Here is a 17,255-nt window from a genome sequence, read left to right on the forward strand (position 1 = left end):
CAAGGAACGGACGCTTCCTTCGGTCCCGTTTCACCGGGCCCTCCGGGCGCTTCCCTTCGGTGTTTCCAACCTTACCAGATTCTTTTTCGTACCGTTCCCGGTTCGAATTTGTTTCCGGTCCCCGTTGGAGGGGGTTTGTTTCGCGCCTTCCGGCGTGGTCACTACTTTAGCGAATTTCCCGCCCGGCGCCTAATCGAGCCTTTCGGATCGAATTTCGGCATGCCGAAACAGAGCCCGTTCGGGAATCGTTCTGTAGTGGTTTGCCGCCTGGGGCTGCCGGGATGCGGCCTCTGGAGTCCATCGGCCGGGCATCGTCGGTGCTGCCCGTCTCAAACGGCTCGGGCTACGTTAGGCGTCCCCGGGACCGGAGTCAAGTTCGTGCCGGCGGCTCGCCGGAGCCGCGCCGTCGCGGGGTGTGCGGACGGTAGGGACTGACCGTCGGATCGCCCGCGATCCAGAAGCGCCACGGGTGGTGGGCGCCGTCGCCGCCGACACCGGTGCGCGGTCCGTTCAGCACCGCGGTGGCGGGGACCGGAGTGCCGGCGAGGATCTCCATGGGGGCGTCGGCGCCCGCGCAGACATCGCTGCCGTTCTGGTCGCGGTCGACGTCGAGGGCGGTGGCCAGACGCGCCGGGCCCTTGGCGAGCTCATGGGCGGTGCGGGCGGTCGCCCGGCGCTCGCGGGCCAGTTCCTCGCCCCGGATGATCTCGCCACCGCGCAGCAGCACCCCGCTCGCGCTGCCCTCGGGGCCGCACACCAGGTTCAGGCAGTGCCACATGCCGTAGGTGAAGTAGACGTACGCGTGGCCCGGGGGCCCGAACATCACCGCGTTGCGCTCGGTGCGGCCGCGGTAGGCGTGCGAGCCGGGGTCGGCGGGGCCGGCGTACGCCTCCACCTCCGTGAGCCTCAGCTCGATGGGCCCGTCCGGGTGGTGCCGCACCAGGACGCGGCCCAGCAGATCGGGGGCGACCTCCAGTACGGGGCGGTCGAAGAAGTTCCGTTCGAGCGGCGTACGGTCTGGTGCCACGGTCACGGTGCCCGAGCGTAGTGCAACGGATCCATAGAGGTGCGTGCGGGCGGTTGGAGTGGCCGGGCCCGGGCTGCAAGGGTGGGACCTCGAAGGCGCGGGCACGGAACCGTGTGGCGCGGTACCGCGTTCGTACTGATCAACAACGGACCGACAGAGGAAGATCAGATCATGGGCTTCAAGAAGCTGCTCGCGAGTTTGGGTGCCGGTGGCGCTTCGGTGGAGACGGTGCTGGCCGAGGAGAACGTCGTCCCCGGCGGTGTCGTACAGGGTGAGGTCCGCATCCAGGGCGGCTCGGTCGCCCAGCAGATCGAGGGGCTCACCGTCGGCCTGCAGGCCCGGGTCGAGGTCGAGGGCGGCGACCAGGAGCACAAGCAGAACATCGAGTTCGTCCGCCAGCAGATCGGCGGCGCCTTCGAGGTGCAGCCGGGCGCGGTGCACTCGGTGCAGTTCGGGCTGGAGATCCCGTGGGAGACCCCGATCACCAACTTCCAGGGCCACCACCTCACCGGCATGCACATCGGGGTGACCACCGAGCTGCAGATCGCGCGGGCCGTGGACTCCGGTGACCTGGACCCGGTCAACGTGCACCCGATCCCGGCGCAGCAGGCCATCCTGGACGCCTTCGCACAGCTCGGCTTCCGCTTCAAGAGCGCGGACCTGGAGCGGGGCCACATCCGTGGCACGCGGCAGGGGCTGCCCTTCTACCAGGAGATCGAGTTCTACGCGCCGCAGCAGTACCGCGGGCTGAACGAGGTCGAGCTGACCTTCATCGCCGACGGGCACGAGATGGACGTGGTGCTGGAGATGGACAAGCGCCCGGGGCTGTTCACCGAGGGCAGCGACTCGTACCGCTCGTTCACGGTCGGCCTCTCCTCGTACCAGGGCACCGACTGGACCGCCTACCTCAACCAGTGGCTCGCCGAGGTCGGCGGCAAGCGCAACTGGTTCTGAGCGACCGGTTCCGAGTCTCCCGGCTGGGTGCGGGGCGGGTACGGACCTGTGGTCCGTACCCGCCCCGCACCCTTTCCGGGTCCCGCGCGGCCGGGGGCGCGGTCAGTCCGCCGGGTCGTAGACCACGGTCAGCGGGGTGTCGCTGTCGGCCCAGTACGCCAGCGCGTCCTCGAGGACGGCCGCCGCGGTCTCGGCGGCTTCGGGCGCGGCCTTGCGGAACGCCGCCCAGCCGCGCACGCGCAGCACGTACCCGGTGGGCTCACCCCACCAGGAGAGGTCGATCAGGCAGTCGGCGAGGGCGTCCCAGTTGCGGCCGAACCAGTCGGGCAGGCCGAGGTCCGTCGCGCACCGGTCGAGGAAGCCGGCGCGGTCTGACACGCCGTCGAGGTGGAGCGTGGCCGTGTGTGGGCCGGGCTCCGGCGTTGCTCCGGTCATGGGCGGCATCGTCCCAGATCACCGGGCGTCCGCTGACTAGGCTGGCCGCGCATGCGAGGCGTACGCATACGGCCCGTCAGAAGGCGGGCGTGCGGACGACCTTCACCAGCGGTCTCCCGAGCAACAGGAGGTTTCGACGTGTCCGAGCAGAACCGGCGCCCGCTCCCCCATGACTTCCATCCCCCGGTGCCGTCGTTCACCGTGGTGAGCGATGACGTGGCCGACGGCGGCACCCTCAAGGACGACCAGGTGTACGCGAAGGGCAACCTCTCGCCGCACCTGCGCTGGGAGGGGTTCCCGGAGGGGACGAAGAGCTTCGCGGTGACGTGCTTCGACCCGGACGCGCCGACCGGAAGCGGCTTCTGGCACTGGGTGCTCTTCGACCTCCCGGCGTCGGTCACCGAGCTGCCGACCGGAGCGGGCAGCGGTGACTTCAAGGGGCTGCCCCAGGGCGCGGTGCATGTGCGGAACGACTACGGCTCGCGTGACTTCGGCGGGGCGGCGCCGCCGCCCGGCGACGGCTCGCACCGGTATGTCTTCACGGTCTACGCCGTGGACACCGAGAAGCTGGGTCCGGACGCCGGGGTGTCCCCGGCGGTGGTCGGGTTCAACCTGCGCTTCCACACCCTGGCCCGGGCCCATGTGATCGGTGAGTACGAGAACCCGGCCGGGGGCTGACCGGCGGTGACGCGCGGCTGACCGCGGTCGCGCGGGCCCGGCGCGGCTAAATTGCGTTGTCCGGATCCGCACGCCCGCGCCAGAGTTGATCCCGGCCCGCTCCTCCAGGGGCGGGCCGGGATGCCTGGTGCGGGAGGTGGTCTGGGATGCGCGAGACGTTGGTGCTCAACGCGAGCTTCGAACCGCTGTCGACGGTGACGTCGCGGCGAGCGGTGGTACTGGTACTGCAGGAGAAGGCCGTCGTCGAACAGGCCCATCCTCGACTGCGGGTGCGCGCCGCCGAGGTGGAACTGCCGCTGCCCCGGGTGATCAGGCTGAGCCGGTATGTGCGGGTGCCGTTCCGAAGACGGGCGCCGTGGTCGCGGCGCGGGGTGCTGATACGGGACCGTCACCGGTGCGCGTACTGCGGAGGGCGGGCGACGACCGTGGACCATGTGGTGCCTCGCGCGCACGGCGGCGGCGACACCTGGCTCAACACGGTGGCCTCCTGCGTGGAGGACAACCACCGCAAGGCGGACCGGACCCCGGAGCAGGCGGGGATGCGGCTGCTGAGCGCGCCCTTCGAGCCGACGCCCGCCGACGCGCTGTTGCTGGCCCTCGGGCCGGCGGGGCGTGAGGAGCTGCCGGAGTGGCTGGCGCCGTCGACGCCGCGCGCGGCCTGACCGCGGGGCTCTGACCGGTTCAGTCGATGGTGGGCGACTCGCGGCGCGGGGCCTCCTTGGCACCGCCGGAGCCGCCGCCCCCCATGGGCCCGAAGTTGCCGATCGCGCCGCCGAGCCCCTTGAGGGCGTCTCCGATCTCGCTGGGCACGATCCAGAGCTTGTTGGCGTCGCCTTCGGCGATCTTCGGCAGCATCTGGAGGTACTGGTAGGAGAGCAGCTTCTGGTCCGGGTCGCCGGCGTGGATCGACTCGAAGACCGTGCGGATCGCCTGGGCCTCGCCCTCGGCGCGCAGCGCGGCCGCCTTGGCCTCACCTTCGGCGCGGAGGATCGCGGACTGCTTCTCGCCCTCGGCGCGCAGGATCTCGGACTGTCGGACACCCTCGGCCTGGAGGATCGCGGCGCGCTTGTCACGGTCGGCGCGCATCTGCTTCTCCATCGAGTCCTGGATGGAGGTGGGCGGCTCGATGGCCTTGAGCTCGACGCGGTTGACGCGGATGCCCCACTTGCCGGTGGCCTCGTCCAGGACGCCGCGCAGCGCCGCGTTGATCTCCTCGCGCGAGGTGAGGGTGCGCTCCAGGTCCATGCCGCCGATGATGTTCCGGAGCGTGGTGACGGTGAGCTGCTCGATCGCCTGGATGAAGCTGGCGACCTCGTAGGTCGCGGCGCGGGCGTCGGTCACCTGGTAGTAGATGACGGTGTCGATGTTGACGACCAGGTTGTCCTGGGTGATCACCGGCTGCGGCGGGAACGGCACCACCTGTTCGCGCAGGTCCACGCGGTTGCGGATGGAGTCGATGAACGGCACGACGATGTTGAGGCCGGCGTTGAGGGTGCGCGTGTAGCGACCGAACCGCTCCACGATCGCGGCACTGGCCTGCGGGATGACCTGGATCGTCTTGATGAGTGCGATGAAGACGAGCACCACCAGGATGATCAGGACGATGATGATCGGTTCCACAGCGGCTCCCCGTGCCCTTCATGCTTCCGGCCATCGGACGATGATGTTGAAGTCTTTCAGATAAGCGGCGTGCCGCGCAGCTTGACGGGGACACGCGTCGGGCGGCCGACTCACATGACGACGGCGGTCGCCCCGTCGATGTCCACGACGTCCACCTGCTGGCCCGGCTCGTACGACTGGTCGGCGTCGAGCGAGCGGGCTGACCACACCTCACCGGCGAGCTTGATGCGCCCGCCGTCCCCGTCCACCCGTTCCAGCACGACCGCCTGACGGCCCTTCAGCGCCTCGACGCCGCTGAGCAGTTCCGGGCGCTGACGGCGGCTGCGGTTGGCGATCGGGCGCACGACCGCGATCAACGCGACCGAGACGACGGCGAAGACCACTACCTGGAGCACGAGTCCGCCGCCCACCGCGTCGGTGAGGGCGGCGGCGACCGCGCCGACCGCCACCATCCCGAACTCCGGCATCGCGGTCAGTACGAGGGGAATGCCCAGCCCTACGGCGGCGACCAGCCACCACACCCATCCGTCCACATGGTCATGGTAGTTCTCGGGGCCGGGCCGGGACAGGGCGCGAAACCGCGCTGCCCTAGCGACCGAGCGGCAGGCCCTGCGCCGTCCAGCGGTCGCCGTTGCGCTCCACGACCAGCGGGAGGCCGAAGCAGTGGGAGAGGTTGCGGGAGCTGAGCTCGGTCTCGATGGGTCCGGCGGCCAGCACCTTGCCCTGGCGGATCATGAGCACGTGGGTGAAGCCGGGGGCGATCTCCTCGACATGGTGGGTCACCATGATCATCGAGGGGGCGATGGGGTCGCGGGCCAGCCGGCCGAGGCGACGCACGAGGTCCTCGCGGCCGCCGAGGTCGAGGCCGGCGGCGGGCTCGTCGAGCAGCAGCAGCTCGGGGTCGGTCATCAGGGCGCGGGCGATCAGCGTGCGCTTGCGCTCGCCCTCGGAGAGGGTGCCGAACCTGCGGTCCAGGTAGTCGCTCATGCCGAGGCGGTCGAGGAAGGCGCGGGCGCGCTGCTCGTCGACGTCCTCGTACGCCTCCTGCCAGCCGGCGGTCATGCCGTACGCGGCGGTGAGCACGGTCTGCAGCACCGTCTGGTTGCGGGGCAGCTTGTCGGCCATGGCGATGCCGGCCATGCCGATGCGCGGGCGGAGCTCGAAGACGTCGACGCCGCCGAGTCGCTCGCCGAGGATGTGGGCGGTGCCGGCGGTGGGGTAGAGGTAGCTGGAGGCGATGTTCAGCAGGGTGGTCTTGCCGGCGCCGTTGGGGCCGAGGATCACCCAGCGCTCCCCCTCCTTGATCGACCAGGAGACGTCGTCCACCAGAGCCCGACCGTCGCGGACCACTGATACGTCCACCAGCTCCAGAACATCGCTCATGAGCGCGTTGTCTCCCATTGCAGTCTCGAAATGTCGCTTGCGCCCGGCGGCGCAGCCCCCAGGGAAAACCTACGCCACCGACTGACGGTGCCAGTCCTTAGGCTGGGGCCATGCTCGACGAACCTCGCTCTGGACGCCTTGCGGCGTGGGGAAATGCCCTTATTGCCGGACTTGTCTCACCGGATGAGGCCGCTCATCGCATCACCGGCGAAGACGCCACCCATCGCGTCGCCGATCTCCCCGGGGAGCCCGGCCCGGTCGGGCTCACCCTGGCCCTCGGCCGGCTGCGGGCGCTCGGCGCCACCGGTCTGCGGGTGGCGCTGCCGGCCCCGGGCCACCCGCTGGGGCTGAGCGGCCCGCCGGAGTTCAACGCGCGGGCGCTGGAGGCGGGCGAGGCGGTGCTCGCCTCGGGCGTGTCGCTGGGCCTGGTGCCGGAGGTCTTCGAGGCGGGGCCGCGCGGCGATGTGCACGTCGAGGTGGTGTGGCGCTGTCTGCCGGTGCGCGAGGCGCCGCCGGCCGACGTGCCGTCCCTCGGCGAGGCGGAGCGAGAGCTGGCGGAGGCGCTGCGGGAGGCGACGGAGGTGCTCTCCCGGCTGGACGTGGCCGGGTCCGGCCCGGTGGCCCAGGCGGCGCTGGAGGCGTACCGGGCGCGCGCGGAGCGCGGCCGCGAGGTGCTCGCGCCGGGCTACCCCACGCGCGCCATCCGGGTGTTGGAGCTCGCCCAGCGGGTGGGCGCCCTCATCGACATCGCCCACGGCTCCGCCGGCGGCGGCCGCGAGCACGGCGCCGCGGTCAGCGCCTCCGAGATCGCCGCCCGCGCCGAGGCCCTCCGCCCGGTCGAGCGCACCGCCCGCCGGGCGCAGGTGGCGGCGTACAACGCGTATGTGGAGCACCGCGAGCGGGGGTGAACGTCCGGGGCCGCGGCTCGCGCCCGCGCCGTGGGGCCGTGGGCCCCGCGCCCCCTTCCGACCCTCACCGTCGCCTTCGGCCCCGCCGGTCGCGGTCGGCTCGACACCGCCGTACCGCGCCGAGCGGGCTGATCGCCGTCGGGATCGCCCGTACGCGCGAGATGCGGCCCACGGAGGGGCCGCCCCCATGGCGGCGGGCGCGGAGCGCCGGGCGCCATGGGGGGGGGAGCCGCGCACGGCCGAAGGCCCCGCGGGAGCTGCGCCCGCGGGGCCTTCGGTACGACTGGTCGGCGTGTCGCCGAAACGTCAGTGGTTGACGTTCAGGTTGTCGTAGGCGCTGTTGCCGGCACCGACCACGGTGACGGTGTTGCCCCCCACGTTGACCGGGGCGTCGACCGGCTCCTGAACGAGGTTGCCGGAAGCGACACCCGGGGAGTTCACGGCCTTGCCCTGGGCCTGCGGGCCGTGGTCCGAGGCGGAGGCCACACCGGCACCGACGACGGCCAGGCCGCTCGCCGCGATCGCGACGGCCGCGAACTTCTTGATGTTCTTCACTTTCTTCAAACCCTCCTGAAACGCGTAGCCGCGGCCGATCACCGCGGCACGCCATGAAGAACGGCCCACGGCCGACCTGGATGCGCTGTGTGGGTGACATACACCCGACGGTATGAATCTCCGCTGAGCTGACGACAATCCGTATCAGGGTCGTGGCAGGGCGTGTCGGGGGGCGGTGGGGCGCCGGGTCAGGCCCCTATCCCGTGCCGGACCGCCCACAGGGCCGCCTGGGTCCGGTCCGCGAGGTCCAGCTTCATCAGGATGTTCGAGACGTGCGTCTTGACGGTCTTCTCGGACAGCACCAGCGCGCGGGCGATCTCCCGGTTGGAGCGGCCGTCCGCGATCAGCGCGAGCACCTCGCGCTCCCGCTCGGTGAGGGTGTTGCCACGGCCATGGCCGCCGTTGGCCTCCTCCTGGGAGAGCAGCGCGCCGGCCACCTCGGGCTGGAGCAGCACATGTCCGGCGTGGACGGAGCGGATGGCGCCGGCGAGCGCCTCGGGGTCCACGTCCTTGTAGACGTAGCCGGCGGCGCCCGCGCGAAGGGCGGGGACCACGGTGCGCTGCTCGGTGAAGCTGGTGACGATCAGGACCCGCGCCCGGCTTCCGGCCTCGCGGAGCCTGCGCAGCGCCTCGATGCCGTCGGTGCCCGGCATCTTCACGTCCATGAGGATGACGTCGGGCCGCAGCTCCTCGGCGGCGGCGACGCCCTCGTCGCCGTCCGACGCCTCCCCGACGACCTCGATGTCGTCCTGGACCTCGAGGAACGTGCGCAGCCCGCGCCGCACGACCTGGTGGTCGTCGACCAGCAGGACCCGAATCGTGTCCGGCTCAGCCACCGGGCACCTCCATCTCGATCACGGTGCCCTTGCCGGGCGCCGACTCCACGGTGAGCTTGCCGCCGACCCCGCTGGCTCGGTCGCGCATCGAGACCAGTCCCAGATGGCGTCCGGCGCGGCGGATGGTGGCCGGTTCGAATCCGCCGCCGTCGTCGGCCACGCGCAGCAGGGCGCCGCTGGGGCCCCGGCGCACGAGGGACACGTCGACATGGGCGGCGCCGGAGTGGCGCAGCGCGTTGTGCAGCGCCTCCTGGGCCACGCGCAGCAGCGCCTCCTCCTGGGCGGCGGGCAGCGCCCGCACGCCGTGGGAGGTGAAGCCGACCCGGGCGGTGTGGGCACGGTCGAGCACCTGGATCTGGGTGCGCAGGGTGGCGACCAGGCCGTCCTCGTCGAGGGCGGCGGGGCGCAGCTCGACGACGGCGGCGCGCAGCTCGTCGGCGGCCTCCGCGGCGAGCGCGGCCACCTGGTGCAGCTCCTGTTTGGCGCGGGCGGGGTCGCGGTCCACCAGGGCGGTGGCGGCCTGGGCCGTCAGCCGCAGCGAGAAGAGCTTCTGTGAGACGGCGTCGTGCAGCTCGTGGGCGAGCCGGGCGCGCTCGCCGGCGATGGTCAGCTCGCGGCTGCGCTCGTACAGCCGGGCGTTGGTGAGGGCGATGGCCGCGTGCTGGGCGAGGATGCGCAGCAGTTCCTCGTCCCGCTCGGTGAAGCCACAGCCGCCCTCGGGCTTGGGGCACCTCTTGTTGGCGAGGAAGAGCGCGGCGATCACCTCGTCGCCGTCGGCGACCGGCAGTCCGAGGAAGTCGGACATGTCGGGGTGGGCGGCGGGCCAGCCCTCGAACCGGGGGTCCTCGCGGACGTCGGCGAGCCGCTGCGGGGTGGCGTCCTGGAGCATCGCGGCGAGGATGCCGTGCTGGCGGGGCAGCGGGCCGATGGCCTTCCACTGCTCCTCGCTGACGCCGTCGACGACGAACTGCGCGAAGCCGCCGTGGTCGTCGGGGACGCCGAGGGCCGCGTACTCGGCGTCGAGGACCTCGCGCGCCGAGCGGACGATGGTCTGCAGGACGTCCCGCACTTCGAGCTGCCGGTTCATGTCGAGGAGTGCGCTGCTCACGCTCGCCAGGACGGCCCCGGGATCACTGCCCGGTCCTGTGTTCATGAGATCACCGTACCGGCGGGTTCAGACCGGTGTATCGGCCCGCGGCCGCGCCCGACCGGGTCCCGCGACCTAGGGCGGAAGGGCCGGCCGATTCGGCGATTCCGGCCCGCGGGGGCGCCCTCCGGGTTCACCATCTTTACATGTCCATACCAATGAGGAGCTGGACGCCGACGCACGGCGATCCCTATCGCCCGATCCCCTACCGTCCGGAGCGGATGCCCGCCGCCGAGTCGCTGGCCCGCGCGGCCGAGCTGCGGGAACGGATGGAGCGGCGCAGGACCGTACGGCGGTTCTCGCCCGACCCGGTGCCGGAGCAGGTGGTGCGGGACGCCATCGCCTGCGCCGCCACCGCGCCGTCCGGGGCGCATCAGCAGCCGTGGACGTTCGTCCTGGTGAAGGACGCGGAGGTGCGGCGACGGATCCGGGAGGCCGCCGAGGCCGAGGAGCGGGCCTCCTACGCGGGGCGGCTCGGCGAGGAGTGGCTGGCGGCCCTGCGGCCGCTCGGGACGGACGAGGTCAAGCCGCATCTGACCGACGCCCCGCAGCTGATCGTGGTCTTCCAGCAGCGCTACTGGCTGGGGCCGGACGGGGAGCGGCGCAAGCACTACTACGTGGACGAGTCGGTGGGGATCGCGGTCGGGATGCTGCTCTCCGCGCTGCACCTGGCGGGGCTGGCGGCACTGGTGCACACCCCCAGCCCGATGCGCTTCCTGTCCGAGGCGCTGGGGCGGCCGCGGAACGAGAAGGGCTTCGCGGTCATCCCGGTGGGCTACCCGGCGGCCGACTGCGTGGTTCCGGACCTGGTGCGCAAGTCCCTGGACCAGGTGATCGTCGAGGTGTGAGAGGCATGGCGGGAAGCGAGCCCGGGTATCCGCCATCGCGTGTTCGCATGAGCACATCGAGCGAGATGCGGGGCCGCCCCGTGTGAGCCCGCGCATAGGACCCAGATCACGTACGAAGGAGCTTAGGAGAGGTCTAAAGTCCCCGTAAGGGGAGATTGGGGCCCCCTGGACGGCCTCCGGCGGGCCCCCGTCCCACTAAGCCCCTTCGTAGGTCACATGATTGCCACGGGATTTTGCGGCCGCTAACAATTGCCGAAGTCGCCACGGCGCCGTCGATCGAGACGCGGCGCTTTTTTCGCGCCGATCCGCTCCGGCCGGTGACTCAAGCGATTGGAAAGAGGACTACTCCGCTCATGCCCGTCCCCAGCATTCCGAGCATCCCCGGTTTTAGCCGTCTGACCAAGTCCCACAAGTTCTCCGCCGCGGGCATCGCCACGGCCGGCGCCGCCGCCCTCGCCTTCGCCGTCGTCCCCGGCGGCACCGCCGACGCCCAGCCGAACGCTCAGGCGCTCTCCGCCGAGCCGGTCGCGCTGACCTCGTCGACGTACGGCAAGATCCAGAAGGACAGCCTGACCCAGCAGACCGCGCTGCACGCCAAGCAGGCCGAGGAAGAGGCCGCGGCGAAGAAGGCCGAGGAGGCCAGGAAGGCCGCCGAGGCCAAGGCCAAGGCCGACCGCGAGCGCGAGGCCGCGAGCCGCTCCGCCGAGCGTGCGCCGGTCGCCGCGCCGAAGCCCGCCGAGGCCCCGGTGGCCGCTCCGGCCCCGGCTCCGGCCCCCGTCGCCCCGGCTCCGGCCCCCAAGCCGACCTACGCCAACAACCTGGACGGCTGGATCCGACAGTCCCTCGACATCATGAAGGACAAGGGCATCCCGGGCAGCTACGACGGCATCTACCGCAACATCATGCGTGAGTCGTCCGGCAACCCGCGCGCCATCAACAACTGGGACATCAACGCGATCAACGGCATCCCGTCCAAGGGCCTGCTCCAGGTGATCGACCCGACCTTCAAGGCGTACCACGTCGAGGGCACCTCCTGGGACATCTACGACCCGGTCGCCAACATCACCGCGGCCTGCAACTACGCGGCCGACCGCTACGGCTCGATGGACAACGTCAACTCGGCGTACTGATCCGTCCGGCCCCTCGGGCCCACGCCTCCTGCGGGCCCGCGCCATGACGCGGAAGGGCGGCACCCCCTGTGGGGTGCCGCCCTTCGTCGTGCGCGCGCGAGCCACGACCACTCCGACGCGGACCGCGACCGCTCCGACTACTTGCGCATGACCTCCGGCTCATGGCGCCGCAGCAGTCGTGCCACGGCGATGCCGCAGGCGACGCCGATCGCGATGAGCACCAGCATGTCGATGGTCCACTGGGTGGCGGTGGCCTCCCACAGCGGGTCGAGCTCGCCGGGCTTCTTGCGGTCCCACGGGGCCATCATGTGCGAGAGGTCCAGCGTGGCGCCGGCCGCGCCGACCGCCCAGCGGGACGGCATCAGCCAGGCGAACTGCTCGATGCCCGGCGAGCCGAAGATCTGGAACAGGATGCCGGTGAAGACGACCTGGACGATCGCGAACATCACCAGCAGCGGCATGGTCTTCTCGGCGGTCTTCACCAGCGAGGAGATCACCAGGCCGAACATCATCGAGGTGAAGCCGATCGCGATGACCGCCAGGCACAGCTCGGCGGCAGGGGGCAGGATCAGCCCCTCCTCCGGCAGCTTGCGGGTGGAGAAGCCGATGGCGCAGATGATCACGCCCTGGAAGGCGGTGATCACGCCGAGGACGATCACCTTGGACATCAGGTACGCCGACCGGGACAGGCCGACGGCCCGTTCCCGTTCGTAGATGACCCGTTCCTTGATCAACTCTCGTACGGAGTTGGCGGCGCCGGAGAAGCACATGCCGACCACGAGGATCAGGATGATCGTGCCCGCGTCCTGGTTGAACTGGCCCTTCGGCGCCTTGGTCAACCCGAAGTCGGAGGGGATGACCACCGAGACCCCGCCGAGGACGGCGGGCAGGATCAGCATCAGTGCCAGGAAGCCGCGGTCGGAGGCGATCACCGAGGAGTAGCGGCGGATCAGGGTCCACAGCTGGGAGCCCCAGCTCTGCGGCTTCTGCACCCGGGCCGGCGGCGGCTGGACGTGCACGGACTGCGGGGCGACCGCGTCGAGGTCGGCCGCGTACATCTGGTAGTGCCGAGAGCCGCGCCAGCGGCCGGCCCAGTCGTAGTCGCGGTAGTTCTCGAAGTTGGAGAAGACGTCGGCCCAGGTCTCGTAGCCGAAGAAGTTCAGCGCCTCGTCCGGCGGGCCGAAGTACGCCACCGAGCCGCCCGGGGCCATCACCAGGAGCTTGTCGCACAGCGCCAGCTCGGCCACGGAGTGGGTGACCACCAGCACCGTGCGGCCGTCGTCGGCCAGACCGCGCAGCAGCTGCATCACATCGCGGTCCATGCCCGGGTCGAGGCCGGAGGTGGGCTCGTCCAGGAAGATCAGCGAGGGCTTGGTGAGCAGCTCCAGGGCGACCGAGACGCGCTTGCGCTGACCGCCGGAGAGCGAGGTGACCTTCTTGTCCTTGTGGATGTCGAGCTTGAGCTCGCGCAGCACCTCGTCGATACGGGCCTCGCGCTCCGCCCCGGCGGTGTCGCCGGGGAAGCGGAGCTTGGCCGCGTACTTGAGCGCGGTGCGGACCGTCAGCTCCTTGTGCAGGATGTCGTCCTGCGGGACCAGACCGATGCGCTGCCGCAGCTCGGCGAACTGCCGGTACAGGTTCCGGTTGTCGTAGAGGACCTCGCCCTGGTTGGCGGGGCGGTAGCCGGTGAGCGCGCGCAGCAGCGTGGACTTGCCGGAACCGGACGGGCCGATGACCGCGACCAGCGACTTCTCGGGGACGCCGAAGGAGACGTCCTTGAGGATCTGCTTGCCGCCGTCGACGGTCACCGTCAGATGGCGGGCCGAGAAGGAGACCTCACCGGTGTCGACGAACTCCTCAAGGCGGTCGCCGACCAGCCGGAAGGTGGAGTGACCGACGCCGACGATGTCACTGGGGCCGATGACCTGCTGTCGGACCGGCTGACCGTTGACATACGTGCCGTTGTGGCTGCCGAGGTCGACGATCTCGAACCGGCCGTCGGGCAGCGCGCGGAACTCGGCGTGGTGGCGGGAGACCTGGAGGTCGGAGACGACCAGCTCGTTCTCCAGCGCACGACCGATGCGCATCACCCGGCCGACGGCGAGCTGGTGGAAGGTGGTCGGGCTGCGGTCGCCGTAGACCGGCGCGGCACCGGCGGCGCCCCCGTGCCGCGCCGGGTCCGCGCCCTGCCGCGGCGCGGCCTGCGGCTGTTGCTGCTGCGGCGGCACATACGGCTGCTGCCCCTGACCCTGGCCCGGGTGGGGCTGGGGCTGCTGGGGCTGCTGCCAGCCCTGCGGAGCCTGCTGCTGGTACGGCTGCTGCTTCTGCGCCTGCTGCTGCGGCTGCTGGCCCCAGCCGGCCGGGCCGGGCTGCGGCTGCTGCGGATGGACCGGCGCCTGCTGGGCGTACTGGGCGTGGGGCTGGGCATGGCCCTGTGGCTGGGCGTGGCCCTGGGCCTGACCCTGCGGCTGCGCGTGGCCCTGCGGATGCGGCTGCGGGTGCGGCTGCGCCTGGGCGTGCTGCTGCGCGGCCATCGCGTTCGGTATGGCGTAGCCGCCGGATCCGGCGTCGGCACCGGCGCCGCCGGAGAAGTTCAGCCGCGGGCCGTCGGTGGCGTTGCCGAGATGCACCGCCGAACCGGGGCCGATTTCCATCTGGTGGATCCGCTGGCCCTGCATGTAGGTGCCGTTGGTGCTGCCGTGATCCTCGATGACCCAACTGCGTCCGCCCCAGCGCACGGTGGCGTGCCGCCAGGAGACTCTGGCGTCGTCGAACACCATGTCGCCCTGCGGATCCCGCCCAAGGCTGTATGACCTGGATGGATCAAGTGTCCAGGTCTGTCCGTTCAATTCCAGTACGAGTTCCGGCACTCCATGCCCCACTAATTGTCCCCCGAGCGACCCCGTACAGGGAGTCTAGGGATGGCGAACATCGTGAGGAACTATTTCAGGCTCAGTCCATGAACCGGAAGTCGGGCATTGGCAAGGGTCGGTATCAGGCATGTAGCAGACACGTATCAGGCGGCGTTGACGCATCCGAAAGACCCCCGGAAAGTAGAAGCGGGCACGGATGGTACGGATCATGATCATCCGGGCATCTCGCATCGATCGGGGGGATCGGGATGGCGGCGAGGAGCGGCGGAAGGGTGCCCTGGGGCGAGCTGTTGCTCGCCGCGGTCGCTGCCGTGGGCTGGTCCTTCCTCGCCATGGCGGGCGTCGCCGCGCTCGGCCTGCGTCTGATCGGCGCCGATGGCGCGGGCTCGCTGGGGCCGATGACCGCCGCCGCGGTGGTGCTCGCGGTGGGCGGTTCCGTCACACCGTCAGGCGATGTGCGGGTCTTCGGGCTGGAGGGCGCGCGGGCGCACACCGCCATCGACCTCGCGCCGCTGGGCGTGAGCCTGCTCGGCGCGCTCCTCCTCGGGTGGCTCTTCGCGCGGTCGCTGCGCGGCGCGGGGCCGGTGCTCGGCCGGCGCGAACTGGCGGCGCGGGCGGGCGCGGTGACGACGCTGTTCGTGCTGTTGCTCGCCGGGCTCGTCTGGGCGGGCGACGACACGGTCACCATCGACGGCTCCACCCTCGACCTCGAAGAGCTGGGCATCGGCGGCGGTGACGGCGGAGGCGGGAACGGCACGGACGGCGGGGCCGGCGGGCTGCTGGACCGACTGCCGGACGAGCTCGGCGACATCGCGGGCATCGGCGGCGGGCTGCTGCCGGAGAAGCTGGTCGACCTCGCCGACGCGCAGGCCAAGGTGGGCTTCACGGTCAACGCGGGCGAATCGCTGCTCCGCGGCACCGGCTGGGTCCTCGCGGTGCTGCTCCTCACGGTGCTCGCGGCCCGTCACACCCCGCTGCCGCGCGGCTGGGAGGGGTTGCACCGCACCGTGCGGCCCGCCGTCTCCGCGCTGTGCGCGGTGCTCGCGCTCGCCGTCCTGGCCGGCGCGGCCGCCGGGGTCTTCGCCGCCGTCGACGACGACCACCCCCGACTGGTGCTCGGGGCGACGCTGCTCGGCGCCCCGAACGGGGTCTGGCTCGGGGTGCCGCTGGGGCTGTTCGTGCCATGGCAGGGCACCGCCACCGGAGCGCTCGTCCGGGTGCTGCCCGACCCGATCGACGAGCTGCTCGGCGCGGACGGCGACTCGGCCATCACCTTGCGGCGGCTGGCCGACCTGGACGACCGGGTGTGGCTGCTGGCCGTCGGCTGCGCGCTGCTGATGCTCACCGCCGGGGTGCTCACCGCGGCCCGCACCCCGCTGCGCGCCCCCGGCGCGCCACGGGACACGGGCGTCCTCGGATTCGCGGGCCGGTGCGCGCTGCGGCTGGGCCTCGGCACCGCGCTCGTGCTCCCGCTGCTGGTGTGGCTCACGGAGGTGTCGGCGGGCGCGGAGCTGTCGGTGCTGGGCTTCGACGCCTTCGGCGCCGGGCTCGACCTGCACGGCGAGGTGGCGCACGCGCTGCCCATCGGCGCGGCCTGGGGGGTCGCGGCGGGCGCCGTCGGGGCCCTCCTGGCCCGCGCCACGGGCGCCGCCGGCGGGCGCGCCTCGGCCTTCGCCCGTGGGATCGCGACCTGGCCCGCCGAGGCCGCCGGGGCGGGGGCGGGCGGCGGGGCGGGCGCGGCCGGTGCGGCCGGTGCCGCCGGTGCCGCCGGTGCGTTCGGCGGGACCGGTGGACCCGGTGGTTTCGGCGCGATGGGCGCCGCCGGCGGAGGTGGCGCGCGCACCTACCCCGACCTCGCCTATGGCCCGGGCCCGTACCGCCCCTCCCCCGTCTACCGCCCGTCCCACGACGAGACCAACCCCTATCTGCGACCGGTGGACCCGGTCCCGCCACCGCCACCGCCACCGCAGTACGACTGGTCCCCGGCCCCGGCCCCGGGAGCGTGGGCGCCCCTCCCCGAACCGTGGACGCCGTCCCCCGAACCGTGGACGCCGGATCCGGAAGCGTGGACCCGGGACCAGCAGGCGTGGGCGTCGGGCCCCGGAGCCCGGCCACGGGGCGCGGGCTCGCCGGCGTCGGAGGCGAGCGCTCGGCCGCCGGGGCAAGAAGCCCGGCCGGCGAACCCGCAGGGGTGGCCGGCGGGCCCAGGGGCAGCACCGGCGGGCCCGTGGGCACAACCGGCCGGACCGTGGCCACGGCCGGGGGACCCGAGGGCACAACCGGCCGGTCCGGGGGCGCGACCGGGGGCCCCGGGGTCACATCCGGCCAGCCCAGGGCCGGCACCGGCAGGCCCGGGCGGGCATCAGCCGCCGCCACACGGCCCCGGTCGGCCCGGCGGGGACGCCGCGTACGGGGGGTACGGCGCACCGGCGGCCGACGGCTTCCCGCACGGCGCACCGACACAGGCGGGCGCCCCGATGCCGCCGCCGCGCCGCCGCCCGCGACCGGGGGCCGGCCCCGAGCACCCCCCGGAGGAAGGCCCGCCGCCGGACCGTCCGGGAAGCCGGGGCTGAGCGTCCCGAGCCGGCCCCGAGGGGCACCCGCCCCCGGGCGCAGGGCCGAGCGTCCCGCTCCCGGCCGGTGTCGGCGCCCCACCCGGCCCCGCAACCGGCTACCCGCCCCACGCAGGGCCGGAAGGGGCGAGCAGGAAATGCGACGCGCGGGCCGCTCCGGCGCGATCCGACAGGTCCTTCTCCGTGGCCCCGGCGTCCAGCGCGCTTCCCGGAGAAAGGCCCCGACCGCCGAACCGGGGCACCCCCTCCGCTTTCACACGTCTACGTAGCCGTACGATGACCGTCCGT

At 72.3% G+C, this 17,255-nt stretch carries 16 protein-coding genes; 7 read left to right on the top strand and 9 right to left on the bottom strand.

All coding sequences use genetic code 11. The annotated features are described in order from the left end of the window. Positions 1-370 precede the first annotated feature (370 nt). The gene (locus CD790_RS19135) at positions 371-1,033 is read right to left on the bottom strand and encodes a DNA-3-methyladenine glycosylase (protein ID WP_144384508.1); all 663 of its coding nucleotides are present in this window, start codon (positions 1,031-1,033) and stop codon (positions 371-373) included. A 165-nt stretch (positions 1,034-1,198) separates the two neighbouring features. Here CD790_RS19135 and CD790_RS19140 point away from each other — a divergent pair, with 165 nt between their 5' ends. Continuing rightward, positions 1,199-1,981 (top strand): sporulation protein, encoded by a 783-nt coding sequence (locus CD790_RS19140; RefSeq protein ID WP_144384509.1) that lies wholly within the window; start codon positions 1,199-1,201, stop codon positions 1,979-1,981. A 102-nt stretch (positions 1,982-2,083) separates the two neighbouring features. Here CD790_RS19140 and CD790_RS19145 read toward each other — a convergent pair whose 3' ends face one another. Beyond that, complete coding sequence (locus tag CD790_RS19145) at positions 2,084-2,416, bottom strand: barstar family protein (protein WP_144384510.1); 333 nt, start codon at positions 2,414-2,416, stop codon at positions 2,084-2,086. Positions 2,417-2,554: 138 nt separating this feature from the next. Here CD790_RS19145 and CD790_RS19150 point away from each other — a divergent pair, with 138 nt between their 5' ends. Further along, positions 2,555-3,094: a YbhB/YbcL family Raf kinase inhibitor-like protein gene (locus CD790_RS19150; RefSeq protein ID WP_144384511.1), complete on the top strand. Its 540-nt coding sequence runs from the start codon at positions 2,555-2,557 to the stop codon at positions 3,092-3,094. Between the two features lie 146 nt (positions 3,095-3,240). Continuing rightward, positions 3,241-3,756 (top strand): HNH endonuclease, encoded by a 516-nt coding sequence (locus CD790_RS19155; RefSeq protein ID WP_144384512.1) that lies wholly within the window; start codon positions 3,241-3,243, stop codon positions 3,754-3,756. A 19-nt stretch (positions 3,757-3,775) separates the two neighbouring features. On the opposite strand, the gene CD790_RS19160 is transcribed toward CD790_RS19155, so the two are convergent. The 3 genes from CD790_RS19160 to CD790_RS19170 all read right to left on the bottom strand — a co-directional run bounded on the left by CD790_RS19160 (position 3,776) and on the right by CD790_RS19170 (position 6,097). Further along, positions 3,776-4,714, bottom strand: a complete 939-nt coding sequence (locus CD790_RS19160) for an SPFH domain-containing protein (protein ID WP_144384513.1) — start codon at positions 4,712-4,714, stop codon at positions 3,776-3,778. Positions 4,715-4,824: 110 nt separating this feature from the next. Beyond that, on the bottom strand, positions 4,825-5,247 hold the full coding sequence (locus CD790_RS19165; RefSeq protein WP_144384514.1) for an NfeD family protein: 423 nt from the start codon (positions 5,245-5,247) through the stop codon (positions 4,825-4,827). Between the two features lie 55 nt (positions 5,248-5,302). Next, the gene (locus CD790_RS19170) at positions 5,303-6,097 is read right to left on the bottom strand and encodes an ABC transporter ATP-binding protein (RefSeq protein ID WP_144384515.1); all 795 of its coding nucleotides are present in this window, start codon (positions 6,095-6,097) and stop codon (positions 5,303-5,305) included. A 110-nt stretch (positions 6,098-6,207) separates the two neighbouring features. On the opposite strand from CD790_RS19170, the gene CD790_RS19175 reads away from it, so the two are divergent. Then, a complete protein-coding gene (locus CD790_RS19175) occupies positions 6,208-7,005 on the top strand; it encodes a hypothetical protein (RefSeq protein ID WP_144384516.1) in 798 nt (265 codons plus the stop codon). Positions 7,006-7,311: 306 nt separating this feature from the next. Here the strand turns inward: CD790_RS19175 and CD790_RS19180 are convergent, their stop codons facing one another. The 3 genes from CD790_RS19180 to CD790_RS19190 all read right to left on the bottom strand — a co-directional run bounded on the left by CD790_RS19180 (position 7,312) and on the right by CD790_RS19190 (position 9,549). Further along, positions 7,312-7,560: a chaplin gene (locus CD790_RS19180; RefSeq protein ID WP_144384790.1), complete on the bottom strand. Its 249-nt coding sequence runs from the start codon at positions 7,558-7,560 to the stop codon at positions 7,312-7,314. Positions 7,561-7,748: 188 nt separating this feature from the next. After that, complete coding sequence (locus CD790_RS19185; protein ID WP_144384517.1) at positions 7,749-8,396, bottom strand: response regulator transcription factor; 648 nt, start codon at positions 8,394-8,396, stop codon at positions 7,749-7,751. Then, positions 8,389-9,549, bottom strand: coding sequence for a GAF domain-containing sensor histidine kinase (locus tag CD790_RS19190; RefSeq protein ID WP_144384518.1), 1,161 nt, complete (start codon positions 9,547-9,549; stop codon positions 8,389-8,391). The genes CD790_RS19185 and CD790_RS19190 overlap by 8 nt, the downstream gene beginning before the upstream one ends. A 140-nt stretch (positions 9,550-9,689) precedes the next feature. Between CD790_RS19190 and CD790_RS19195 the strand changes: the two genes are divergently transcribed. Beyond that, positions 9,690-10,391, top strand: a complete 702-nt coding sequence (locus CD790_RS19195) for a nitroreductase family protein (protein WP_186319124.1) — start codon at positions 9,690-9,692, stop codon at positions 10,389-10,391. 353 nt (positions 10,392-10,744) lie between these two features. Further along, the gene (locus CD790_RS19200; RefSeq protein ID WP_144384519.1) at positions 10,745-11,521 is read left to right on the top strand and encodes a transglycosylase SLT domain-containing protein; all 777 of its coding nucleotides are present in this window, start codon (positions 10,745-10,747) and stop codon (positions 11,519-11,521) included. Positions 11,522-11,658: 137 nt separating this feature from the next. On the opposite strand, the gene CD790_RS19205 is transcribed toward CD790_RS19200, so the two are convergent. Next, a complete protein-coding gene (locus tag CD790_RS19205) occupies positions 11,659-14,403 on the bottom strand; it encodes an FHA domain-containing protein (protein ID WP_144384520.1) in 2,745 nt (914 codons plus the stop codon). 263 nt (positions 14,404-14,666) lie between these two features. Between CD790_RS19205 and CD790_RS34715 the strand changes: the two genes are divergently transcribed. Next, positions 14,667-16,967, top strand: a complete 2,301-nt coding sequence (locus tag CD790_RS34715; RefSeq protein WP_186319125.1) for a streptophobe family protein — start codon at positions 14,667-14,669, stop codon at positions 16,965-16,967. Positions 16,968-17,255: the final 288 nt, after the last annotated feature.

Source organism: Streptomyces sp. SAJ15, assembly GCF_007595705.1.
GTDB lineage: Bacteria > Actinomycetota > Actinomycetes > Streptomycetales > Streptomycetaceae > Streptomyces.

What these genes read in the sequence shown, in the direction of transcription:
- CD790_RS19140 (WP_144384509.1), top strand. Translation starts at nt 1,199, where the DNA reads ATGGGCTTCAAGAAGCTGCTCGCGAGTTTGGGTGCCGGTGGCGCTTCG.
- CD790_RS19145 (WP_144384510.1), bottom strand. Translation starts at nt 2,416, where the DNA reads ATGACCGGAGCAACGCCGGAGCCCGGCCCACACACGGCCACGCTCCAC.
- CD790_RS19155 (WP_144384512.1), top strand. Translation starts at nt 3,241, where the DNA reads ATGCGCGAGACGTTGGTGCTCAACGCGAGCTTCGAACCGCTGTCGACG.
- CD790_RS19170 (WP_144384515.1), bottom strand. Translation starts at nt 6,097, where the DNA reads ATGAGCGATGTTCTGGAGCTGGTGGACGTATCAGTGGTCCGCGACGGT.
- CD790_RS19175 (WP_144384516.1), top strand. Translation starts at nt 6,208, where the DNA reads ATGCTCGACGAACCTCGCTCTGGACGCCTTGCGGCGTGGGGAAATGCC.
- CD790_RS19190 (WP_144384518.1), bottom strand. Translation starts at nt 9,549, where the DNA reads ATGAACACAGGACCGGGCAGTGATCCCGGGGCCGTCCTGGCGAGCGTG.
- CD790_RS19195 (WP_186319124.1), top strand. Translation starts at nt 9,690, where the DNA reads ATGTCCATACCAATGAGGAGCTGGACGCCGACGCACGGCGATCCCTAT.
- CD790_RS19200 (WP_144384519.1), top strand. Translation starts at nt 10,745, where the DNA reads ATGCCCGTCCCCAGCATTCCGAGCATCCCCGGTTTTAGCCGTCTGACC.